This is a genomic window from Phenylobacterium haematophilum (assembly GCF_014196295.1).
GTDB lineage: Bacteria > Pseudomonadota > Alphaproteobacteria > Caulobacterales > Caulobacteraceae > Phenylobacterium > Phenylobacterium haematophilum.
The window spans coordinates 550,928-572,139 of sequence record NZ_JACIDK010000003.1; the positions used below are offsets into that span (position 1 = coordinate 550,928).

The 21,212-nt window shown below is 68.0% G+C and carries 20 protein-coding genes; 8 read left to right on the forward strand and 12 right to left on the reverse strand.

Features of this window, described 5'->3' with window-relative positions; translation table 11 throughout:
• Window positions 1–34: 34 nt before the first annotated feature.
• The 3 genes from GGQ61_RS13520 (at window position 35) to GGQ61_RS13530 (ending at window position 3,938) form a co-directional block, all read left to right on the forward strand.
• On the forward strand, window positions 35–1,744 hold the full coding sequence (locus tag GGQ61_RS13520; protein ID WP_221221012.1) for an amidohydrolase: 1,710 nt from the start codon (window positions 35–37) through the stop codon (window positions 1,742–1,744).
• A 2-nt stretch (window positions 1,745–1,746) separates the two neighbouring features.
• Complete coding sequence (locus GGQ61_RS13525) at window positions 1,747–2,295, forward strand: sugar O-acetyltransferase (protein ID WP_183773593.1); 549 nt, start codon at window positions 1,747–1,749, stop codon at window positions 2,293–2,295.
• 122 nt (window positions 2,296–2,417) lie between these two features.
• Entirely contained in the window at window positions 2,418–3,938 is a 1,521-nt protein-coding gene (locus tag GGQ61_RS13530; protein WP_183773595.1) for a hypothetical protein, read from the forward strand.
• A 3-nt stretch (window positions 3,939–3,941) separates the two neighbouring features.
• Here GGQ61_RS13530 and GGQ61_RS13535 read toward each other — a convergent pair whose 3' ends face one another.
• Window positions 3,942–4,448, reverse strand: coding sequence for a response regulator (locus tag GGQ61_RS13535; protein WP_343056139.1), 507 nt, complete (start codon window positions 4,446–4,448; stop codon window positions 3,942–3,944).
• A 143-nt stretch (window positions 4,449–4,591) separates the two neighbouring features.
• On the opposite strand from GGQ61_RS13535, the gene GGQ61_RS13540 reads away from it, so the two are divergent.
• Window positions 4,592–5,860 carry an MFS transporter gene (locus GGQ61_RS13540; protein WP_183773599.1) on the forward strand — a complete coding sequence of 423 codons (1,269 nt, stop codon included), beginning with the start codon at window positions 4,592–4,594 and terminating at the stop codon, window positions 5,858–5,860.
• 62 nt (window positions 5,861–5,922) lie between these two features.
• On the opposite strand, the gene GGQ61_RS13545 is transcribed toward GGQ61_RS13540, so the two are convergent.
• The gene (locus GGQ61_RS13545) at window positions 5,923–6,948 is read right to left on the reverse strand and encodes a DUF2804 domain-containing protein (protein WP_183773601.1); all 1,026 of its coding nucleotides are present in this window, start codon (window positions 6,946–6,948) and stop codon (window positions 5,923–5,925) included.
• A gap of 294 nt (window positions 6,949–7,242) precedes the next feature.
• Here GGQ61_RS13545 and GGQ61_RS13550 point away from each other — a divergent pair, with 294 nt between their 5' ends.
• The gene (locus tag GGQ61_RS13550) at window positions 7,243–7,656 is read left to right on the forward strand and encodes a hypothetical protein (RefSeq protein ID WP_183773603.1); all 414 of its coding nucleotides are present in this window, start codon (window positions 7,243–7,245) and stop codon (window positions 7,654–7,656) included.
• On the opposite strand, the gene purQ is transcribed toward GGQ61_RS13550, so the two are convergent.
• From purQ to purC, 4 genes are all read right to left on the reverse strand, one after another.
• Window positions 7,653–8,315, reverse strand: a complete 663-nt coding sequence (purQ, locus tag GGQ61_RS13555) for a phosphoribosylformylglycinamidine synthase subunit PurQ (protein ID WP_183773605.1) — start codon at window positions 8,313–8,315, stop codon at window positions 7,653–7,655. The genes GGQ61_RS13550 and purQ overlap by 4 nt on opposite strands.
• Window positions 8,316–8,406: 91 nt before the next feature.
• Window positions 8,407–8,865 (reverse strand): hypothetical protein, encoded by a 459-nt coding sequence (locus GGQ61_RS13560; RefSeq protein ID WP_183773607.1) that lies wholly within the window; start codon window positions 8,863–8,865, stop codon window positions 8,407–8,409.
• Window positions 8,862–9,104 (reverse strand): phosphoribosylformylglycinamidine synthase subunit PurS, encoded by a 243-nt coding sequence (gene purS / locus GGQ61_RS13565; RefSeq protein WP_183773609.1) that lies wholly within the window; start codon window positions 9,102–9,104, stop codon window positions 8,862–8,864. The genes GGQ61_RS13560 and purS overlap by 4 nt, the downstream gene beginning before the upstream one ends.
• Entirely contained in the window at window positions 9,104–9,862 is a 759-nt protein-coding gene (purC, locus tag GGQ61_RS13570; protein ID WP_183773857.1) for a phosphoribosylaminoimidazolesuccinocarboxamide synthase, read from the reverse strand. The genes purS and purC overlap by 1 nt, the downstream gene beginning before the upstream one ends.
• Before the next feature lie 245 nt (window positions 9,863–10,107).
• Between purC and GGQ61_RS13575 the strand changes: the two genes are divergently transcribed.
• A complete protein-coding gene (locus tag GGQ61_RS13575; RefSeq protein WP_056021334.1) occupies window positions 10,108–10,431 on the forward strand; it encodes a DUF1476 domain-containing protein in 324 nt (107 codons plus the stop codon).
• Window positions 10,432–10,803: 372 nt separating this feature from the next.
• On the opposite strand, the gene GGQ61_RS13580 is transcribed toward GGQ61_RS13575, so the two are convergent.
• Complete coding sequence (locus tag GGQ61_RS13580; RefSeq protein ID WP_183773611.1) at window positions 10,804–12,252, reverse strand: coniferyl aldehyde dehydrogenase; 1,449 nt, start codon at window positions 12,250–12,252, stop codon at window positions 10,804–10,806.
• 194 nt (window positions 12,253–12,446) lie between these two features.
• On the opposite strand from GGQ61_RS13580, the gene GGQ61_RS13585 reads away from it, so the two are divergent.
• Window positions 12,447–13,685 (forward strand): acetyl-CoA C-acetyltransferase, encoded by a 1,239-nt coding sequence (locus GGQ61_RS13585; protein WP_183773613.1) that lies wholly within the window; start codon window positions 12,447–12,449, stop codon window positions 13,683–13,685.
• A 39-nt stretch (window positions 13,686–13,724) separates the two neighbouring features.
• Here GGQ61_RS13585 and GGQ61_RS13590 read toward each other — a convergent pair whose 3' ends face one another.
• The 5 genes from GGQ61_RS13590 to GGQ61_RS13610 all read right to left on the reverse strand — a co-directional run bounded on the left by GGQ61_RS13590 (window position 13,725) and on the right by GGQ61_RS13610 (window position 19,461).
• A complete protein-coding gene (locus GGQ61_RS13590; RefSeq protein WP_183773615.1) occupies window positions 13,725–14,951 on the reverse strand; it encodes an aminotransferase-like domain-containing protein in 1,227 nt (408 codons plus the stop codon).
• A gap of 194 nt (window positions 14,952–15,145) precedes the next feature.
• Window positions 15,146–16,468 carry an adenylosuccinate lyase gene (gene purB / locus GGQ61_RS13595; RefSeq protein WP_183773617.1) on the reverse strand — a complete coding sequence of 441 codons (1,323 nt, stop codon included), beginning with the start codon at window positions 16,466–16,468 and terminating at the stop codon, window positions 15,146–15,148.
• Window positions 16,469–16,530: 62 nt separating this feature from the next.
• Window positions 16,531–17,223 carry a MarC family protein gene (locus tag GGQ61_RS13600; protein ID WP_183773619.1) on the reverse strand — a complete coding sequence of 231 codons (693 nt, stop codon included), beginning with the start codon at window positions 17,221–17,223 and terminating at the stop codon, window positions 16,531–16,533.
• A gap of 145 nt (window positions 17,224–17,368) precedes the next feature.
• Window positions 17,369–17,914, reverse strand: a complete 546-nt coding sequence (locus tag GGQ61_RS13605) for a GNAT family N-acetyltransferase (RefSeq protein WP_183773621.1) — start codon at window positions 17,912–17,914, stop codon at window positions 17,369–17,371.
• A 59-nt stretch (window positions 17,915–17,973) separates the two neighbouring features.
• The gene (locus GGQ61_RS13610; protein WP_183773623.1) at window positions 17,974–19,461 is read right to left on the reverse strand and encodes a spinster family MFS transporter; all 1,488 of its coding nucleotides are present in this window, start codon (window positions 19,459–19,461) and stop codon (window positions 17,974–17,976) included.
• 259 nt (window positions 19,462–19,720) lie between these two features.
• Between GGQ61_RS13610 and GGQ61_RS13615 the strand changes: the two genes are divergently transcribed.
• Window positions 19,721–21,202: a methyl-accepting chemotaxis protein gene (locus GGQ61_RS13615; protein WP_183773624.1), complete on the forward strand. Its 1,482-nt coding sequence runs from the start codon at window positions 19,721–19,723 to the stop codon at window positions 21,200–21,202.
• Window positions 21,203–21,212 lie beyond the last annotated feature (10 nt).

The window sequence follows — 21,212 nt, forward strand, 5'->3', positions numbered from 1 at the left end:
GCGGACAGCGCCGCGGGCTGGAGGAGGCGAGGGCATGAGCCGGGGAACACGTCGGGATGTGATGCTGGGCGGCGCGGCGGCGCTGGCGGCGGGATCGCGGGCTTTCGCCGCGGAGGGCGACGCCGTCTATTTCGGCGGGCCGATCCTGACCATGGACGACGCCCGCCCGCGGGCCGAGGCGCTGGCCGTGCGCGGCGGCCGCATCCTGGCGGTCGGCGGCCGTGACGAGGTGATGGCAAAGGCCGGCCGCGGCGCGCGGCTGGTCGACCTCGGCGGCCGGGCGCTGTTGCCCGGCTTCGTCGATCCACACGGCCATGTCTCGTTCGTCGGCCTTCAGGCGATCTCGGCCAATCTGCTGCCGGCCCCCGACGGCGAGGGCGATTCGGTCGCCGCGCTGCAGCGCGTGACCCGCGCCTGGATCGAAGCCAACCGCCCGTTCATCGACCGCTACAAGCTGGTCATGGGCTTCGGCTACGACGACTCCCAGCTGCGGGAGCTGCGCCATCCCACCCGACGCGAGCTGGACGAGATCTCAGCGGAGGTCCCGGTGCTGTTCATCCACCAGTCCGGCCACCTGGGCGTCGCCAACTCCAAGGCGCTGGAGACCGCGGGGATCAGCGCCGCCACGCCCGATCCGCAGGGCGGCGTGTTCCGCCGCGAACCAGGCGGCCGTGAGCCGAACGGGGTGATGGAGGAGCATGCCTTCATGGGCGTGATGGGCAAGCTGCTGAGCCGGTTCGACCTCGACGCCAACCTGAAGATGATCGCCGAGGGCGTGAAGCTCTACACCCGCTACGGCTACACCACCTGCCAGGACGGCAAGTCGTCGAGCGGCGGGGTCAAGGCGCTGCAGCTCGCCGCCAGCCGCGGGATGCTGACCGCCGACGTCGTCGCCTATCCGGACGTCCTAACCGCGACCGATGTCGTCGTACCTCCGCTGCTGAGCCGGACGTATGCCAACCGTTTCCGCGTCGGCGGCGTGAAGCTGTCGATCGACGGCTCGCCGCAGGGCAAGACCGCCTGGCTCTCCCAACCCTACTACGTGCCGCCCGAAGGCCAGAGCGCCGCCTATGCCGGCTATCCGGCCGTGCCGGTCGACCAGTGCCTGGCGGCCATCGACAAGGCCTTCGCCAACGGCTGGCAGATCCTCGTCCACGCCAACGGCGACGCCGCCATCGACGTGCTGATCGCCGGCGTGCGCGAGGCGACCAGGAAGCATGGCCCCGGCGACCGTCGCCCGGTGCTGATCCATGGCCAGACCGCACGCGAGGACCAGGTCGACGCCTGCAAGGCGCTCGGGATCATCCCGTCCTTCTTCCCGATGCACACCTTCTATTGGGGCGACTGGCACCGCGACTCGGTGCTCGGGCCGGTGCGGGCCGAGAACATCTCGCCGACCGGCTGGGCGCTGCGCCGCGGGATGATGTTCACCACCCACCACGACGCGCCGGTGGCCAATCCGGACTCGATCCGGGTGCTGTCGGCGACCGTCACCCGCCGCACGCGCTCGGGCGACATATTGGGGCCGCATCAGCGCGTTCCTGTGGACGTCGCGCTGAAGGCGATGACCCTCTGGCCCGCCTATCAGCACTTCGAGCAGGAGACGAAGGGCTCGCTCGTCGCCGGCAAGCTGGCCGATTTTGCGCTGCTGTCTCAGGACCCGACGGCCGTCGATCCCGAGAAGCTCGCCTCGCTGAAAGTGGTCGAGACGATCAAGGAGGGCGTCAGCATCTGGCGCGGATAGGCATGGCGCTGACCCAGAAGCAGAGGATGCTGGCCGGCGAGCTCTATGATGCGGGCGACGCGGAGATCCAGGGCGACCACGCCGCCGCCGTCGCGTGGATGGCCCGCTACAACGCCCCCGATCTGCCGATGGAGCAGCGCCACGCCCTGCTGGCCGAGCGGCTCGCCTACGCCGGCAAGGGAGCTACGATCCGCCCGCCGTTCCATTGCGACTACGGCTTCAACATCAGCCTCGGCGACGGCGCGTTCCTGAACTTCAACTGCGTGATCCTCGACGTCGTGGCGGTGGCCATCGGGGCCAAGACGCAGATCGGCCCCGGCGTGCAGATCCTGGCCGCCGACCATCCCCGCGACGCCGCCGAGCGGGCCGGCGGGCTGGAGTTCGGCCTCCCGATCAGCATCGGCGCCAACGTCTGGATCGGCGGCGGCGCGATCATCCTGCCGGGCGTGCGGATCGGCGACGACGCCCTGGTCGGCGCCGGCGCGGTGGTGACCCGCGACGTGCCGCCCGGCGCGACCGTGGTCGGCAATCCGGCCAGGGTCCGCGCATAGCCCTTCCATCGGCCGCCTCCGACGGCGCATGGGCCTGCTGGGCGATCTGCGCCGCATGTTCGACTTTGCATAGAAAAGCCTCCGCCCGCGCATAGCATTTGTCGCAAGCAGGAGGGGGCGACATGCGCATTGGTCTGAAGTCTGGAACGTGGTTGCTGGCGACGGCGGCGAGCGTGCTGGCCCTGGGCGCCCAGGCTGCCCCGCGGCTCGACACCGTGCTGAAGCCCGTCCGCGACGGCGGAACCGAAGTCGTCGCCATCGAGGTGACGGCCGAGCTCGCGGGCGGGCAGGGCGACGGCCTCGTACTGTCGGCGCCGGTCGTCTACGCCGGGGTGCGCGGCGTCGCCGACCGGGTGCAGGACCTGGTCGTCACCGATGCTAAGGGCGTCGTGCCGCTGACGTCCGTCGACGATCCGGCCGCGCCGGGCGGCTTCCCCTATTTCCGCCATTGGACCGCCCAGCGCGCGGTCACCTATCCGGTGAAGATCAGCTACCGCTCGGCGGTGCAGCCGGCGGGCGCGCCCCAGGGCCCGCCGTTCGGTATCCGGCCCTCGGCCGGCGGTGTCAGCGGCGCGGGCGCAGGCTTCCTGGTCTTGCCGGAAAAGTTCGGCGAGGCGGAGCTGAAGCTGCGCTGGGATCTCAGCGGACTGGCCAAGGGTTCGACCGCGGTCGCCTCGTTCGGCGACGGCGACGTCACGCTGACCGGCTCGCCCGAGAAGCTGCGCCAGGCCTGGTACATGGCCGGGCCGATGGGCCGTTATCCGACGACCGGCGCCGTCGACGGCTTCAGCGGGACCTGGCTCGGCCAGGCGCCGTTCGATCCGGCCGCCGAGCTCGAATGGTCCGGCAAGCTCTACCAGCAACTCGACAAGGACTTCGGCTATCTGAAGCCGGCCCCGCGCTACCGCGTGTTCATGCGCTTCCTCGACACCCCGCCGGTCGGCGGCGGCACGGCGCTGCCCAACTCGTTCATGCTCTCGCGCGCCGCCGCGCCGCGTGATCCGGCCGCCGAGGGGCCGCGCACGACCTTCGCCCACGAGATGATCCACCAATGGGTCGGCGGCGTCGACTCCCCCGGCGCGGTCGGGATCAGCAGCTGGTTCAGCGAGGGGCTGACAACCCACTACACGGCGCTCGCCCCCATGCGGGCGGGGTTCTCCACCGTCGCGGAGTACGGCGAGCAGATCGACGCCATGGCCCGCGGCTACTGGGGCAGCGAGGCGCGCGACTGGTCGGCCGAGAAGATCGCCAAGGCGGGGTTCGGCTCGGAGAGCATCCGCCACGTGCCCTACAACCGCGGCGCCCTTTACTTCGCCGACCTCGACGCCAAGATCCGCGCCAAGTCGGGCGGCAAGCGCAAGCTCGACGACTTGCTCGCGCCGATGTTCGTGAGCCGCGAGAAGGGCGCCGCCTTCGACCACGAGGCCTGGAAGGCGATGGTCGGCGGCGAACTGGGACCAGATGCGGTCGCGACCTTCGAAAAGGTCGTGCTCGGTGGGGAGATGTTCGTGCCGGACGCCGGCGCGTTCGGGCCGTGCTTCACCCGCGAGCCGGCGGCCTACGACGTCGGCGGCGTTCAGGTGCAGGGCTATCGCTGGGTTCGACTCGCCTCGGTTCCCGATGCGGTCTGCCGCGCCTGGTAGCGACTAAAGCTCCAGCACCCCGGCCTGATCGACGGCGCGGCGCAGCGGCCCGGTATAGCCGACCGGCGAGCGCCGACGCCGGTCCGGTCCGAAGAAGTCCGCGGCCGCGACGTAGGGGCGCGGGCGCAGGATCACCGACTCCAGCCGCTTGAGAATGTCGCGGGCGGTGACCGGCTTGGCGAGGAACTCGTTGACGCCGCGGTCGCGCGCCGCGTTCAGGCGCGGCAGGTCCGAGTGTCCGGTCAGCATGATGATGGGCAGATAGCGCGCCTCGCTCGGCAGCGCCCGGACCCGCGAGATGAAGTCGAGGCCGTTCATCGTCGGCATCTCGTAGTCGACATAGGCCACGTCGACCGGTGCGGCCATCAGTTGATCCAGGCCTTGTCGCCCGTCGGTCGCATAGAAGAGGCGCCCGACCCCGGCGGCGCCGAGCACCGTGCCGATGATCGTGCGCATCTGATCGTTGTCGTCGACGACCAGTATTCGCAGAGCTCCAAGTCCTTGCGTCACTTTCCCGTCCCCGGCGAATCTATGCCCTGATAGACGCCAATCAGGCGAACCGTCGCAACCCCCCCGAATGCAGTTTTCGCAGGCCGCGCCTTGACCTGACAGGCGTCTGGCGCGAAGCGGAATGCCGATCATTGGGGGTGTGGATGTCGAAGACTGTTGAGGCGCCGTCGACGCGGCGGGTCCTGGGCGCGAGCCTGGTCGGCACCGCGGTCGAATTCTACGACTTCTACATCTATGCGACCGCCGCCTCGCTGGTGTTCGGGCCGCTGTTCTTCCCCGCCGCCTCGCCCTCGATGCAACTCCTGTCGTCCTACGCCAGCATGGCCGTGGCGTTCTTCGCCCGGCCGGTCGGCGCGATCGTGTTCGGCCACTACGGCGACCGCATCGGGCGCAAGTCGACGCTGGTGGCCTCGCTGCTGCTGATGGGCGCCTCGACGGTGCTGATCGCCTTCCTGCCGACCTATCAGCAGGCCGGCTGGCTGGCGCCTGTCGCGCTCTGCATCCTGCGCTTCGGCCAGGGCTTCGGCCTCGGCGGCGAGTGGGGCGGGGCCGCGCTGCTCGCGGTCGAAAACGCGCCGCCCGGTTGGCGCGCGCGCTATGGCATGTTCCCGCAACTCGGCGCGCCGGTCGGCTTCATCGCCGCCAACGGCCTTTTCCTGATCCTCGGCATGCTGCTGTCGCCTGAACAATTCCAGGCCTGGGGCTGGCGCATCCCGTTCCTGGGCAGCGCCCTGCTGGTCGGCGTCGGGCTCTGGGTGCGCCTGAAGCTCACCGAGACGCCGGCCTTCGCCAAAGCCCTGGCCGAAGAGAAGCCGTCCGACGTGCCGCTGGCCGAGCTCTTCAAGCGCCACCTGGACCCGACGCTCGCCGGCACCTTCGCGGTGGTGGCCTGCTTCGCGACCTTCTATCTCGCGACCGCATTTGCGCTCGGCTACGGCACCCAGACCCTGGGCTACAGCCGCGAGACTTTCCTTTCGGTGCAGCTCGGCGCGATCGGCTTCATGGCCTTGGGCATTGTTCTTGCCGGCTACTGGTCGGACGCCAGCAACCCGCGCCGGGTGCTCATGGCCGGCTGCTTCATGGCCATCGCCGTCGGGGCGTTGATGGCCCCGATGATGGGCGGCGGTTCGCTGCTCGGCTGCTGGGCGTTCCTGTCGCTGGCGCTGCTGACCATGGGCTTCGTCTACGGCCCCTTGGGCGCGTTCCTGCCCGGCCTGTTCCCGGCCCGCGTGCGCTACACCGGCGCGTCGATGGCGTTCAACGTCGGCGGCATCATCGGCGGCGGCCTGACCCCGATGGTCGCCCAGGCGCTGTCGACGCAGGGCGGTCTGGTCCCGGTCGGGATCTACCTCGCCGTCGCCGCGCTGATCAGCCTGGTGGCCCTGCTGCCGCTGAAGCACCAGCAGGCCTAGAGGCGGTCACCCCAGTGTCATCCCGGTCTTCGGGTGCGCCGAAACCGGGATGACACCGAGAGCTACCAGTGGTTCTCGACCTCTTCGGCGAAGCCGATCAGGTCCCGGACCTGCAGCCGCGTGCCGTCGTCCAACACCGCGACGCCTGAGAACTTCCCGAACACCTGGTGCTGGCGGCTGCTGACCGGGCCCATCGCGAAATCGGCATGGCGGTCGACGATCGGCTCGAAGGTCATCTCGAAGCGGCCGTCGCTGGAGGTGAAGCGCCAGGGGCCGCTGTCGTGGGCGCCGTCGGGCAGGTGGAACTGCAGCTCGGTCAGTTTGTGCGCCTTGCCGTCGTAGAAGAGGACGTTCTCGCTGGCCGCCGACGTGTCGCCGAACCCGTAGCCGATGTTGAAGCCGAACGGCTTGCCGTCGACCAGGCCCGAGGCGGAGCCCCAGTACCAGGTGTTGTCGTAGGTCCAGACCCCGCGGCCCCAGTCGAGCACGGCGAAGGCGCTTGTCGGCGCGAATTGGTAGCGCTGGCCGGCATAGATCACGTGGCCGCTGGCCGGCATGCAGTTGATCTTCTGATTGTAGTAGAAGGCGCTCGCCTGCTCGGCGAAGGGCGTGGCGATGACCATGCGGTCCATTGGCGGCTGGGCCAGGACGATCTCGCCGGAGATGCCCGCGCCCTTGTCGAAGTCGGGTGCGTCGACGGTCAGCACCCGTCCGCCCGGCGCGAAGCGGAAGGCGATCTCCATCTTCGGATGGACGTGGGCGATGTCGCCGGCGTCGGCGCTGGACGGCAGGTTCATGGCGCCGTGCGGGGCTGGCAGGCCAACGCCGCCGTTGACGAAGCGCCGCGCCTGAAAGTCCATCCAGGAGACGCCGAGGAAGCCCATGTGGCCGTTGTCGGCGACGGTCAGCGCCAGGCCGAAATCGGGCGTAAGGATCGCGTAGTAGTCCCACTCCTTGATCGCCGGATCGTCATGGGCGACGCCGATGGCGGCGCGGTCGTAGCGGCGAACCTCGCTGGCGGCCCAGCCGCGCTCGACCAGGTGTCCCTTCGCGTCGAGCAGTTCGCCCGAACCCATCAGCTTCTGCATGTCGCCTCCGCAGGTTGTCAGGGCGTGCTTACGGCATGACGCAACGGCAGCGCAAAGGCTGCCGATAGCTTTCGATAGCCGCCAACGCGAAGGGCAATTGTTCCTGTAAAATCAATTGGCGGAGACTTCCCATCGTCACGATCCTGGGAGACGTGCCCGCAAACCTGCCGATAGGGGACGTCTTGTAGCGCTTACGGCAGGTCGGAAGGTGCTCAGCGACGACGACGCCAGCGTCCCGGCCGCCGTGCACCGAGGGCGCTGGAAACGCGCGGCCATCGGGTCTAGGCAGGCTCGATGAGCGAGTTTGACGATGAACCGACCTTCGACGGCGGCGGCTATGATGTCGACGACTGGGCCCGCCTGAAGCCGTTCACGGGCGCGCTGGCGACCCTGGAGGACGTGCAGGCCAGGGTGGCGATCTTCGCCCTGGGCGACACCCACGGCGGGCGCCCGATCGACATGGACCTGCCGCAGCCGATCATCTGGTGGGAGGATGAGGGCGAGATCGCCGCCGTCGCCGTGCAGGCCGAGGCCCACGAGACCGAGGACGGCGAGGTGATGGAGGTGCTGGGCCTGGTGCTGCCGGACGGCGCGGGCGCGGTGGCCCTGCTGGAGGACGTCGACCTAGTCGACGACAGCGATCCGGTCTGGCGCCGGCTGGTCACCGAAGCGATCGGCGACGAGACCGGCGAAGACGACGAGGACTAGGCGCTGGCGAGCGCGCTCTGGAAGAGGATCGCGCCGTCGGCCGAGCCAAGCTCGGCTTCGAAGGCGCGGTCGGGGTGCGGCATCAGGCCGATGACGTTGCCGCGCTTGTTGACGATGCCGGCGATGTCGCGCGACGAGCCGTTCGGATTGTCGAGGTAGCGGAAGACCACCTGGCCTTCGCCCTCCAGCCGGTCCAGCGTCTCCTCGTCGGCGAAGTAGTTGCCCTCGCCGTTGCCGACCGTCATCTCGACTTCGCGGCGACCGGCGTAGCCGGCGGTGAAGCGGGTCTGGGCGTTGGTGACTTCCAGCGCCACGGGCTTGCAGACGTACTTGAGCTTCTCGTTCCGCAGCAGCGCCCCGGGCAGCATCTTCGACTCGGTCAGCACCTGGAAGCCGTTGCATATCCCGACGACGGCGACGCCGCGGTCGGCCGCGGCGCGGACCTCGGTCATGACCGGCGCCAGCGAGGCCATGGCCGCGCAGCGGAGATAGTCGCCGTAGGAGAACCCGCCGGGCAGCACGATGAGGTCCAGACCCTGGGGCAGCTGGGTCTCGGCGTGCCAGACCATGTCGACCTTGGCGCCGGTGGAGCGTTCGACGGCGACCTTGCAGTCGCGATCGCAGTTGGAACCCGGGAAGACGATGACGGCGGCTTTCATGGGCGGCCCTTTACGCGAATTTGTCGGGAAATGGGAGGGGGGAGGTCGTCGCATCCGGGGCGAGGTGACGACCGCTCGACAGTCGCGGCCTTCATCTCGCGCCCAGGCCCTCCAGATAGGTCATGACCTGGCCGAATCCAGCCTCGTCGCCATAGGCGCAGCCGGTGTTCTTCATGACCTTGCGGCCGCCTTCCTGGACGGCTTCCTGCTTGAAGATCGCCGGATGGCCGGGCGCGCCGGGCTGCGTCAGGACGAAGGCCTCGCCGCCGCCCTGCATATTGTAGAAGCGATAGGGCTCGCCGCGCTCCTGCGGCGCCGGGATCAGGCCCGGCTGGGCCAGCACCTTGGCCGACAGGGCCTCGTAGGAGAGCGAGCAGTCGAGCGAGAGCCGCGGCCGGATCGGTTCAGGCTCCGGCGCGCAGGCGGCCAGGATCAGCGGCAGGAGGGAAAAGGCCCCGAAGGCCCAACGCCGTTGGGCTTTCGATTCTTTGTTTGGACGCCCCTCCTTGTCGGCGAAGTCCTTCGCCGGGAGGGGCTTTAGCCCTCTCACGCCACCTCGATCCGGTAGCTTTCGATGACGGTGTTGGCGAGCAACTTCTCGCACATGTCCTTCACCTGGGCCTCGGCGGCGGCCTTGTCGGTGGCGTCCTTGAGGTCGAATTCGATGGTCTTGCCGACGCGCACGCCGTCGACCTGCGGCCAACCCAGGCCGTGCAGAGCGCTCTCCACGGCCTTGCCCTGAACGTCCAGCACGCCGGGCTTCAGGAACACATGAACTTTCGCGCGCACTAGTGCAGGCCTCCTTGGATGACGGTGGGCATCTCTTTCATGATGCCAAGACGGCGGGCCACCTCGGTGTACCCTTCGATGACGTCGCCCATGTCGCGGCGGAAGCGGTCCTTGTCCAGCTTCTCGTTCGTCTGGCTGTCCCAGAGGCGGCACGAATCGGGGCTGATCTCGTCGGCCAGGATCACACGCGAGAAGTCGTTCTCGTAGATGCGGCCGAACTCGACCTTGAAATCGACCAGCGTGATGCCGACGCCGGCGAACAGGCCCGTGAGGAAGTCGTTCACCCGCAAGGTCAGGGCCATCATGTCGTCGATCTCCTGGGTCGAGGCCCAGTTGAACGCGGTGATGTGCTCCTCGGCGACCATCGGGTCGCTGAGCTTGTCGTCCTTCAGGTAGAACTCGATGATCGAGCGGGGCAGGGCTTGGCCTTCGGGCAGGCCGAAGCGCTGCGACAGGCTGCCGGCCGCGACGTTGCGGCAGACCACCTCCAGCGGAATGATCTCGACTTCGCGAATCAGCTGCTCGCGCAGGTTCAGCCGGCGGATGAGGTGGTTCTGAACCCCGATAGAGTTCAGCTTGGTCATCACGTACTCGCTGATGCGGTTGTTGATGACGCCCTTGCCCTCGAGGATCGCCTTCTTCTGCGCGTTGAACGCGGTGGCGTCGTCCTTGAAGTACTGGATCAGGGTTCCGGGCTCGGGGCCCTCGTAGAGGATCTTGGCCTTGCCTTCGTAGATCTTCTTGCGGCGGGTAGTCATGTGCGCCTTCTCCCAGAGCGAGGGCTTGGCCGCCAGCGGAAAAACGAAAAACGCGCGCAGTTGCATGCAATCGCGCGCGGCTCCGACCGTATGGCCCTCTCACTCATATGAGGCCTGAAAAAACTAACGGATTGGCCGTCGCCGCGCAAACGGCGCAAGAGCCGCATCGCCTCATCGTGCGTTTACGTTGCTACGGCGCGGTTCACGGGATATGCAACGCCGACCGACCGCCTACTGGGGAACACATGACGACCTTCGACGATCGCGAGCGTGGCTTTGAAAAGAAGTTCGAGCTCGACCAGGAGCAAGAATTCAAGGCTGGTGCTCGTCGCAACCGCATGCTGGGCGAATGGGCCGCCGGTCTGATGGGCCTGTCGGCCGACAGCGTCACTGAATACGCCAAGGCCGTGGTGAAGTCCGACTTCGAGCTGCCGGGCGACGAGGACGTTCTGCGCAAGGTCTTCGAGGACCTGAAGGGCTCGGGCGTCGCCGTCAGCGAAGGCGAAGTGCGCATGAAGATGGACGAACTCCTGGCTCAGGCCCGCGAACAACTGCGCTCGGGCGAGTAAGACTTTCGGGCACTATGAAAGGAGCGCCGCCTTTCGGGGCGGCGTTTTTTGTTGCGTGCGCGCCGCTCGCGGAACGCGGGTCGGCGAATGCATCGCGGCGCCGCAAATTGCAACCGTGGCGCCGGGGTGCACTGACGCGCACGCGCCCTGGTGCAACTGCACGCAACATTCGAAGCGCTGCAAGAACGCCCCAAGGAGCGGCCTGAAGGCCGCCGGATGGGAGCGGAGCCATGCCACGACCGATCGCCGTCGCCGTCTGGGGGCTGGTGTGCGCGTTCACGCCGGCTGAGGCCCGCGAGCCGCAACCGCCGCTGTCCTCGTACGGTGCGGCCGGCGCGGACGCCGGCCTGCCGTCCCATCCGGCGCTGTTCGTCAGCGCTTCAATTGGCCGTCCAGGTACTTGCGAATGGCCGGCCCGTACGGCGGACGCATCTGCTGCAGCGGCTTGTCGGCCTTGATCTGGCGATAGATCGACTTGGCGTGGCTGAATTCGCGGAAGCCGTCGACGCCATGATAGCTGCCCATCCCTGACGGCCCGACCCCGCCGAAGGGGAGGTTCTCCTGGGCGACATGGAAGATGACGTCGTTGACCGTCACTCCGCCGGAGGTCGTGCTGGCCAGCACCTTCTCGCGTTCGGCCTCGTCGGAGCCGAAGTAGTAGAGGCCCAGCGGCCGCTCCCCCTTGTTGACGTAGGCGATGGCCTCGTCGATGCCGCTGTAGGTCTTCACCGGCAGCACCGGACCGAAGATTTCCTCCTGCATGACCTTCAGGTCGTCGCTGGGGTCGATGATCAGGGTCGGAGCGATCTTGCGGTGCTCCTGCTGCGACAGGTCCTCGCCGTCGGGCTTCAACTCGATCACCCGCGCGCCCTTGGCCTTCGCCTCGTCGATGTAGCCCTTGATGCGGTCGTAGTGCCGCTGGGCGACGATCGCGGTGTAGTCGGGGTTGTCCTTCAGGGTCGGGAACATCTTCGCCACAGAGGCCTGCGCCCCGGCGATAAAAGGCTCCAGGCTCTCTTTGGGCGTTAGCACGTAGTCGGGGGCCAGGCAGATCTGGCCGGCGTTCAGCGTCTTGCCGTTCATGATCCGCGCCGCTGCGACATCCAGGTCGGCCGACCTGGCGAGGATCACCGGGCTCTTGCCGCCCAGTTCGAGGGTCAGCGGCACGAGATTCTCCGCCGCCGCGCGCATCACATGCCGCGCGATGGACGTGGCGCCGGTGAAGATCAGATGGTCGAAGGCCAGCGACGAGAACGCCTGGCCGACCTCCGGTCCGCCGGTGACGACAGCGATCTCCTCCTCGGAGAAGGCGCCGGCGAACATCTTGGCCATCAGTTCAGAGGTGGCGGGCGTGAATTCCGACGGCTTGATCATCGCCCGGTTGCCGGCCGCCAGCACCCCGGCCAGCGGGCCGAAGGTGAGATTCACCGGGAAGTTCCAAGGACTGATGATCCCGACCACGCCCTTCGGCTGAAAGCGAATCTCGGCCTTGGCGCCGAACAGGCCGAGGATAGCCGGCGTCGGCTTGCGCTTCTCCGGCCGCATCCATTTGGCCAGGTTTTCCTTGGCGTGCTTGAGCGGCCCGATGGAGGCGGCGATATCGGTGAAGGTCGTCGCCTCGCGCGATCGCGAGCCAAAGTCCTGGTTGATGGCTTCCTCGATCGCAGCGCGGTTGTCGATCAACAGGGCGATGGCGCGGTCAATGCGATCGATACGGACCTGGGCGGACGGCTCTCCGTCCCGCAGGTGAGCGGCCTTCTGCTTGGCCAGCAGGGCGTTCATCGCAGCAGCATCCATGTCGTTCGTCTCCTCCCCGAGCATCCGGCTGATGTTCGGATAGTGACGTTACGGAATGGAAGCGCTCGCCGCAGGGAAGCACGAGGCGGACGCCTCCCCGAGCGTAGAGACCAGGCTTCTGGTGCGGCGCATTTGTTCTGGACTGACGTGGCGGCGGGTGGGCGACTGTCCGCCAAACAATCCGGCGCGCGCCGGAGGCACCAGGAAGGAACACGATAATGCCCGAGGCCCTGATCATCGACGCCTGCCGCACCCCGCGCGGCATCGGCAAGGTCGGCAAAGGCGCGCTGGCCGACTTTCACCCACAGCATCTGGCTGCGACGGTGCTGAAGGCCCTGGCCGAGCGCAACAACCTGAAGACCGGCGAAGTGGACGACATCATCTGGGGCACCTCCAGCCAGCGCGGCAAGCAAGGCGGCGACCTTGGCCGGATGGCTGCGCTCGACGCCGGCTATGACGTCAAGGCCAGCGGCATGACCCTCGACCGGTTCTGCGGTTCGGGCATCACCGCCGTGAACCTGGCCGCGGCGCAGATCATGTCGGGCATGGAAGATCTCGTGATCGCCGGCGGCACCGAAATGATGTCTTACACCTCCTCGACAGGCGATCCTTCGACCCCGCCGATGATGGACGGCGGCAACCTGCGCCTGCGCGCACGCCATCCGCAGAGCCAGCAGGGCGTCTGCGCTGACGCCATCGCCACGCTGGAAGGCATCAACCGCCTGGCGCTGGACGAACTGGCGCTGCTTAGCCAGCAGCGCGCCGACGTCGCCATCAAGGAGGGCCGCTTCGACAAGTCGCTGGTTCCGGTCTATCGCGAAGACGGCTCGCTGGCCCTGGACCGTGAGGAGTTCCCACGTCCGCAGACGACGCTCGAAGGCCTTTCGAGCCTGAAGGCGTCGTTCGAAATGATCGCCAACGTGGCGGTCGACGACAAGGGGACCACCTATGGCGACCTGATCCGCCAAGTCTATCCGGACCTGAAGATCACGCACGTGCACCATGCAGGCAACTCGTCGGGCGTCGTCGACGGCGCGGCCGCCGTGTTGCTCGCCTCGCCGGCCTATGCCGCCAAAAACGGTCTGAAGGCGCGCGGCCGCGTTGTCGCCATGGCCAATATGGGCGACAGCCCCACCCTGATGCTCAACGCTCCGGTGCCGGCGGCGCAGAAGGTGCTGGCCAAGGCCGGCCTGACCATCGACGACATCGACCTGTTCGAGATCAACGAAGCCTTCGCGGTGGTGGCCGAGAAGTTCATCCGCGACCTGAATCTCGACCGTGAGAAGGTCAACGTGAACGGCGGCGCAATGGCGCTGGGCCATCCGATCGGCGCCACCGGCTCGATCCTGATCGGCACCATCCTCGACGAACTGGAACGCCGCGACTTGAAGCGGGGTCTGGTGACCATGTGCGCCGCCGGCGGCATGGCCCCGGCGATCATCGTCGAGCGCGTCTAGGTAAGACGAGGGCTCCCTCGCGCGGGGGAGCCTTCCCTTCTAGATCTGGCGGGCGATCAGCCGGGCGAGGCGCGCCATGCCGTCGTCGATCTCGGCCGCGGTCGGCAGCGAGTAGCTGAGCCGGATGGTGTTGTCGGCTGCGCTCTCGGCGAAGAACGGCGCGCCGGGCACGAAGGCCACGCGCTCCTCGGCGATAGCGCGGGCCAGCAAGTCCTTGCCGTCGATCCCCTCGGGCAGGCGGAGCCAGACGAACATGCCGCCCTGCGGCTTGGACCAGCTCACGCCCTGCGGCATATGACGGTCCAGCGCGTCCAGCGTGGCCTGGGCCTTGGCGCCATAGGCGTTGCGCAGGCGCGAGAGGTGCTGCTCGTAGTCCTCGGTGACCGTGCGCCAGCCGACCATCTGGTTGATCGTCGAGACGTGCAGGTCGCTGCCCTGCTTGAGCAGCACCAGCTTCTCGATCACCGCCTTGGGGCCGCAGACCCAGCCCAGCCGCAGGGCCGGCGATATCGTTTTCGAGAAGGTGCCGCAGTATAGCGTCCGGGCCTGCTCGATCGAGCCCGAGCGGGCGATGTCGAGGGCGAGCAGGCTGGGCAGCGCCTCGCCGGCGAACCGCAACTCGCGGTAGGCGGCGTCCTCGATCAGCGTCATGTCCGTGGCGTCGGCCAGCTCCAACAGCGCCCGGCGCTGGGCGGTGGTCATGCTCTCGCCGGTGGGGTTGGCGTAGTCGGGGACGAAATAGCCGAGCGGTCGCTCCGCGCGGCCGGCCATCAGCGCCTCGGCGTCGCAGTCGCCGTCCAGGGCGCCGTCGGGCAGGTCGAGATAGTGCGGCTCATAGGCCGTGAAGGCCTGCAGGGCGCCGAGATAGGTCGGGCGGGCGACGACCACGGTGTCGCCGCGGGTCAGGAACAGCTTGCCCAGCAGGTCGAGCGCCTGCTGCGAGCCCGCGGTCAGCATGATGTTCTCGGGGCCGCAGGCGACGCCGTGCGCGCCCATCCGCTCGGCCAGCCACTCGCGCAGCGGCAGATAGCCCTCGCTGACCGAGTACTGCAGCGCCTGCTGGGAAAGCTCCGGGTCGGACAGGACGGCCTGGTAGCTGGCCTGGATGCGCTCGGACGGGAACAGGCCCGGGTCGGGAATGCCGCCGGCGAAGGAGAGGATGTCGGGCTGGTCGAGCAGCTTGAGCAGCTCGCGGATCTCGTTGGCGCGGACGCGGGACATGCGCTCACTGAAGCGTTGCGCCCAGGCGGTGGTGTGATCGGTCATCGATGGGATCTCGTATGTGTCGCTGGCGGCCGAGCCGCCCCATGACGCCGCACGGTCGTGGGGCGTCGCCTGATCAGCTCAGGGACGTCATACGCTGCAGGTCGGACCTTGGGTGCGGCGGAGCCAGAAGCGCCGCCGACCACGAGAGGTGGTGATCATGACCGATCTCTAGCCTGACTTAGCGCGCGACGGAACTACTCCGCCGCGGCCTTCATGGCGTCTTCGCCGAACACACGGGCGAAGACGGTGTCGACGTTCTTGAAGTGGTAGCCGTTGTCGAACAGCTCCGAGAGCTCTTCGTCCGACAGGATCACTTCCGGGTCGGCCTTGAGGAAGTCGAGGAAATTGCCTTCGCCACGCCACACCTTCATGGCGTTGCGCTGGACCGCGGCGTAGGCGCCCTCGCGGCTGATGTCCTTCTGGGTCAGGGCCAGCAGCACGCGCTGGGAGTGGACCAGGCCGCCGAGGCGGTCGAGGTTCTTCAGCATGTTCTGCGGGTAGATCAGCAGGCGGTCGACGACGCCCGCCAGCCGGCGCAGGGCGAAGTCGAGGTGAATGGTGGTGTCCGGGGCGATGCCGCGCTCGACCGAGGAGTGGCTGATGTCGCGCTCGTGCCAGAGGGCGACGTTTTCCATCGCGGGCACGACGGCCGAGCGGACCAGGCGGGCGAGGCCGGTCAGGTTTTCGGTCAGGATCGGGTTGCGCTTGTGCGGCATCGCCGACGAGCCTTTTTGGCCGACGTCGAAGAACTCTTCGGCTTCAAGCACTTCGGTCCGCTGCAGGTGGCGGATCTCGACGGCGAGGCGCTCGACCGAGCTGGCGACGACGCCCAGCGCCGCGAAGTAGGCGGCGTGGCGGTCGCGCGGGATCACCTGGGTGGAGACCGGCTCGACGGCCAAGCCCATCTTCTCGGCCACGTGAGCTTCGACCTCGGGCGAGACGTTGGCGAAGGTGCCCACGGCGCCGGAGATCGCGCAGGTGGCGATCTCGAACTTGGCCATCGCCAGGCGTTCCTTGGCGCGCACGAACTCGGCGTAGTGGCCGGCGAGCTTGAGGCCGAAGGTCGTCGGCTCGGCGTGGATGCCGTGGCTGCGGCCGACGGTCGGGGTCAGCTTGTGCTCGAAGGCGCGCTTCTGCAGCGCGGCCAGAACCAGATCGACGTCCTCGATCAGCAGGTCGGTGGCGCGGCTGAGCTGGACGGCCAGGGCGGTGTCGTTGACGTCCGAGGAGGTCATGCCCTGGTGCAGGAAGCGGGCTTCCGGGCCGACGATCTCGGTGACGTGGGTCAGGAAGGCGATGACGTCGTGCTTCACTTCACGCTCGATGGCGTCGATGCGTTCGACGTCGAAGATCGCGTCGCGGCCCTTGGCCCAGATGGTCTCGGCGGCCTGCTTCGGGATCACGCCCAACTCGGCCATCTTGTCGGCGGCGTGGGCCTCGATCTCGAACATGATCTTGAACCGCGTCTGCGGGTCCCAGATGGCGGCGGCTTCCGGGCGGGCGTAACGGGGGATCATGGCGGGGCTCCTTCGCGGCGGGTGTTAGCCCCACCCAGCCGAAATCGCAACGTGCGGGGGCTCTACGTTGCGGCCTGGAGGTACGAGGTGACCAGGCTTTCCAGGCCGCTGGAGATGATCTGGACGCCGACGCAAAGCAGCAGGAAGGCCACCAGCCGCGACATCACCCGCGCGCCGGACGCGCCCAGCAGCGACAGGACCTTGCTGGACCAGCGGTAGGAGACGCCGACCAGCAGGGCGACCAATACCGCGGCGATGCTGACCCCGGCGAAGAACGAGAGCACGCCCTGGCCGTCGGCCGGCCGTTGCGAGGCGAGCGCGATAGCCACCGAGATCGCGCCCGGTCCGGTGGTGAAGGGCATGGTCAGCGGGAAGAAGGCGACGTCCTCCTGCACGTGCTGCTCGGCCGAGGCGGCGGCGTTGGCCTTGCGGCTTTCCTGGGCCTCGGGCTGCATCAGCAATTGCCAGGCGCGGATGGCGACGACCAGCCCGCCGGCGACCCGCAGGGCGCCGAGGCTGACCCCGAAGAAGTTCAGGATGTAGCCGCCCAGTAGAAGCGACCCCAGCAGGATCAGCAGGGCGTTGAAGGCGATGCGCCAGGCCAGCTCGTGCCGGTCCGAACGCCCCTCGGTGACCTGGTGAAAGGTGATCGCCGCGCCCACCGGATTGACGATCGAGAACAGCGCCGGGAAAGCCAGGAGAAAGGCTCCAACGACGGTGGTGAGGGGAAGCGGACTGAGATCGGAGAGAGTCATGCGGGGGCGAGGGTAAGCGCAACCCTGGGCGCCAGGCTAGGCCGCTTCCCCTCGACGCGTGCAGCGTTCAGTGTGGTGGCGTGAACATTCTCTTCATCACCCTCGACCAGTTCCGCGCCGACCGCACCCTGACCGGGATGCTGGTTCAGGACGGCGGCGCCGGGCGCTGGCCGGCGTAGCGGCCGACCTCAGGCGTCAGCGCCAGGGTGTAGAGCAGGCGACGCGCGGTCTCGCCGGAGGCGGTCGGGTCTCGGACCACGCCGGTCTCGACGAAGCCGGCCGCCTCGGCCACGCGGCGTGAGGCAAGGTTATCGGGGTCGATGTGGACCTCGACCCAGCTGACGTCGTCCAGCCCGGCGACCGCCTGGCAGAGCAGGGTCAGAGCACGGCGGGCATAGCCCTGGCCCCGGAAGGCTGGGAACACCCAATAGGATACATTGATGCTATCGGGGCCGGCCAGCCGCAGCTCGCAGCCGCCGACCAGTTCGCCCGCGGCGCGCACGGCGTAGGCGATCATCGGGCCGCCGGCGGCGCGCGCGGCGATCCAGCGTTCAATCGCCGCGCGGGTCTGGTCGAGGGTGGCCGCGTGCGGGGCCTCGAAGCGGCGCAGCATCTCGGCGTCCTCGCCGGCCAAATGCGCCTCGGCGTCGGCGAGGACGTGTCCGTCGAGCAGCACCACGTCGTCGGTCATCCGCGCAGGAAGGCGGAGGGGGCGGCCAGTGAAGCTCACCTCGCCGCCGCCCTGCACGATCAGACGCCGGCCGCCGCTTCGGCCTCGGTCTTGGCGAGGGCGTCGGCCATGTCCTTGGGCAGGGTGATCGCCGCCAACAGGTAATGCAGGCCGGCCCAGCCGTAGATCAGCAGGTTCCAGACGATGCCGTCCCGGGTGCCTTGAGCGACGGCCGCCTTGCAGGCGGCGTCGATCATCGCGCCGGCGCCTTCCTTGCCCACGCCGCCGGGGCACAGGTCGAAGAACGGACCGAGGTCCTTGGCCGCGAAGTGTGCCTGGCTCAGCATGTCGATGACCCAGCCGCAGAAGGGCGGGCCGAAGCCGAGCGCGATCAGGTTCAGCACGAAGAACAAAAGCGCCGTGGCGGTGGCGCGCATCCGCAGGCTGACGGCGTTCTGGATCACCCCGAAGGTCGGGCCGAGATAGGTGTAGTGGAAGATCCCCGGGATCAGCAGCAGGCCGGCGGCGAGCTTCCAATCGTCGCGGGTGTAGACGAGTATGTAGAGCGGGCAGGCGATCAGCAGGCCGATGGCTGGGACCAGGGCGTACCAGCGGCCGGACTTCTTGGCCGCCCAGTCGGTGAGGAAACCGCCGAGCAGGGTGCCGATGCCGGCCGCGACGCCGCCGATCACGCCGAAGATCAGCCCGACGGTGGCCAGGTCCAGGCCGAACATGCGGATGAAGTAGGGGGCCGAGTACTGGCCGGTGCCGTAGCCGGCGAAGGAGGCGAGCGTGATGCCGGCCACCATGTGGAAGAAGCCCCACTTGCCGAAGATGCGCTTGGCTACGGCGAGGATAGAGGGCGGCTTGGCGTGGACGGCCGGGGCGGTCTCGTCGCCCTCCAGGGCCGGCGCGTCAGCGGCCTGCTGGGCGACCAGGCGGTCGGAGTAGCCGCGCGGCGGCTCCTTGACGAAGACCTTGAGCAGGATGGCGACGATGACGCCGGGCAGGCCGACCAGCATGAAAGCCATGCGCCAGTCGAGGTTCTGGGCGATCCAGCCGCCGGCGACGGCGCCGAACATGGTGCCCAGCGGAATGCCGAACGAATAGATCGACAGCGCCGAGGCGCGCTTCTTGGGTTCGAAGTAGTCCGAGATCAGCGAGTGGGCGGGCGGCGAGAGGCCGGCCTCGCCGACCCCCACCCCGACTCGGAACAGCAACAGCTGGAAGAAGCTGGTGGCCAACCCGCAGAGCGCGGTGAAGCCTGACCAGATGACAATGGCGATGGTGATGATGTTGACCCGGCTATGGCGCTCGGCGATGCGGGCGATCGGGATGCCGAGGGTCGTGTAGAGCAGCGCGAATGCCAGGCCGCCAAGCAGACCGAGCTGGGTGTCGGTCAGCTTCAGGTCGACTTTGATCGCCTGACCGATCGTCGAAATGATCGTGCGGTCGATGAAATTGAAGGTGTAGGCGAGGACCAGCAGCCAGAGCACGGACTGCTTGTAGCTCTCGGAGAATAGCGGCTGGCGGGGAGGCGCGGCGGCGCCTGCATCTGTGGCTGCCATGAGTGTCTTTTCTCCCCGACTTGTTTGTTGAAGCGAGCATGGCCGCAGCCGCGTCCCAGGGAAAGAGCCCATGCGTCGCAGGCCGGCAGAGGCTTGGCCATAGCGGGGTTAGAAGCTCAACCTTATCGCAGGTGGGCGGACGTAAGTTGCGGAAAATACGTATAATTTCGTCATTCTGCTTTACGGTTTCGTTTACCGTGCGAGGGCGACCCTCATAGGGTGGGGCGGGTCGTGCCGCCGCACTGCGGGGAGCAGAGACATGATGTTCAAGAGAAGGACGCCCGCCGACGAAGCGGCGACCACTGCGGTCGCCGAACTCGAGGCGATCATGGGTGCAGTGCATAAGTCTCAAGCCGTCATCGAGTTTGAACTCGACGGCACGATCATCAAGGCCAACGACAACTTCTACAACGCGATGGGTTACACTCCCGCCGAGGTGGTGGGGCGCAAGCACAGCCTGTTCGTCACACCCGAGTACGGGGCGAGCGAGGACTATCGTGAGTTCTGGCGCGGCCTGAACCGCGGCGAGTTCCTGTCCGACAAGTTTCTTCGTGTCGCCAAAGGCGGTCGCCAGATCTGGCTGCAGGCCACCTACAACCCGATGTTCGACAAGTCGGGCCGCCTCTACAAGGTGATCAAGTTCGCCACCGATATCACCGCCACCGAGCTGGAGCATCAGAAGCGCGACTCCGAAAGTGCGGCGGCGCGCGAGCGGCAGGTGTTCGCGGTAGAGGCCACAGCCAAGGCTCTTTCGCGACTGGCCAAGGGCGATCTGACCTATCGCATCGACGGAGAGTTTCCCGAAGAGTACCTGCGGCTGCAGGCCGACTTCAACGCGGCCATCGGCCGGCTGCAGGAGGTGATGGAGGGCGTATCGTCCGCAGCGAGCGCCATCCAGTCGGGCACCGGGGAGATCACCTCGGCCGCCGACGATCTGTCGCGCCGCACCGAGCGGCAGGCGGCCAACCTTGAGGAGACCGCTGCCGCGCTCGACGAAATCACCGCCACGGTCAAGAAAACGGCCGAGGGGGCGAAGGAGGCGCAGAGCGTCGTCAACGCCGCCCGCGGCGACGCCGAGCAGTCGGGGGCGGTGGTGTCGGACGCCATCTCGGCGATGGGCAAGATCGAAGCCTCGGCCACGCAGATCAGCCAGATCGTCGGGGTCATCGACGAGATTGCGTTCCAGACCAACCTGCTGGCCTTGAACGCCGGGGTCGAAGCGGCCCGGGCAGGCGAGGCGGGGCGCGGTTTCGCGGTCGTCGCCTCGGAAGTTCGGGCCCTAGCCCAGCGCTCGGCCGAGGCGGCCAAGGAGATCAAGGCGCTGATCACCGCCTCGACCGCCCAGGTGAGTTCGGGAGTCGAACTGGTCGGCAAGACCGGCGAGGCGTTGCGGCGCATCGTCGGCGAGGTCGCCAAGATCACCGACCTGGTGACGGAGATCGCGGCGTCGGCGCAGGAGCAGGCCGTCGGTCTGGGTCAGGTCAACACCGCCATCAACGACATGGACCAGATGACCCAGCAGAACGCGGCGATGGTCGAGCAGTCCACGGCCGCCAGCCATGCGCTGGCCCAGCAGGCGTCCGAACTGGGCCGCTCGATGGCGCAGTTCGAATTGGGCGGCGCAGCTCCGGCGGTGCAGACGCCGCAGCGGTGGGCGGCAGCGCCGATGGGGATCGCCGCCTCGGGCGCGGCGACGGCCCGCAAGCTGGAGCCGGCGGCTGACGGCTGGGAGGAGTTCTAGGACGTTCGTC

Bases quoted from the DNA above. Each gene is read 5' to 3' on its own strand.
- GGQ61_RS13520 (WP_221221012.1), top strand. From the start codon at position 35: ATGAGCCGGGGAACACGTCGGGATGTGATGCTGGGCGGCGCGGCGGCG.
- GGQ61_RS13525 (WP_183773593.1), top strand. From the start codon at position 1,747: ATGGCGCTGACCCAGAAGCAGAGGATGCTGGCCGGCGAGCTCTATGAT.
- GGQ61_RS13530 (WP_183773595.1), top strand. From the start codon at position 2,418: ATGCGCATTGGTCTGAAGTCTGGAACGTGGTTGCTGGCGACGGCGGCG.
- GGQ61_RS13540 (WP_183773599.1), top strand. From the start codon at position 4,592: ATGTCGAAGACTGTTGAGGCGCCGTCGACGCGGCGGGTCCTGGGCGCG.
- GGQ61_RS13545 (WP_183773601.1), bottom strand. From the start codon at position 6,948: ATGCAGAAGCTGATGGGTTCGGGCGAACTGCTCGACGCGAAGGGACAC.
- GGQ61_RS13550 (WP_183773603.1), top strand. From the start codon at position 7,243: ATGAGCGAGTTTGACGATGAACCGACCTTCGACGGCGGCGGCTATGAT.
- purQ (WP_183773605.1), bottom strand. From the start codon at position 8,315: ATGAAAGCCGCCGTCATCGTCTTCCCGGGTTCCAACTGCGATCGCGAC.
- purC (WP_183773857.1), bottom strand. From the start codon at position 9,862: ATGACTACCCGCCGCAAGAAGATCTACGAAGGCAAGGCCAAGATCCTC.
- GGQ61_RS13575 (WP_056021334.1), top strand. From the start codon at position 10,108: ATGACGACCTTCGACGATCGCGAGCGTGGCTTTGAAAAGAAGTTCGAG.
- GGQ61_RS13580 (WP_183773611.1), bottom strand. From the start codon at position 12,252: ATGCTCGGGGAGGAGACGAACGACATGGATGCTGCTGCGATGAACGCC.
- GGQ61_RS13585 (WP_183773613.1), top strand. From the start codon at position 12,447: ATGCCCGAGGCCCTGATCATCGACGCCTGCCGCACCCCGCGCGGCATC.
- GGQ61_RS13590 (WP_183773615.1), bottom strand. From the start codon at position 14,951: ATGACCGATCACACCACCGCCTGGGCGCAACGCTTCAGTGAGCGCATG.
- purB (WP_183773617.1), bottom strand. From the start codon at position 16,468: ATGATCCCCCGTTACGCCCGCCCGGAAGCCGCCGCCATCTGGGACCCG.
- GGQ61_RS13600 (WP_183773619.1), bottom strand. From the start codon at position 17,223: ATGACTCTCTCCGATCTCAGTCCGCTTCCCCTCACCACCGTCGTTGGA.
- GGQ61_RS13605 (WP_183773621.1), bottom strand. From the start codon at position 17,914: ATGACCGACGACGTGGTGCTGCTCGACGGACACGTCCTCGCCGACGCC.
- GGQ61_RS13610 (WP_183773623.1), bottom strand. From the start codon at position 19,461: ATGGCAGCCACAGATGCAGGCGCCGCCGCGCCTCCCCGCCAGCCGCTA.
- GGQ61_RS13615 (WP_183773624.1), top strand. From the start codon at position 19,721: ATGATGTTCAAGAGAAGGACGCCCGCCGACGAAGCGGCGACCACTGCG.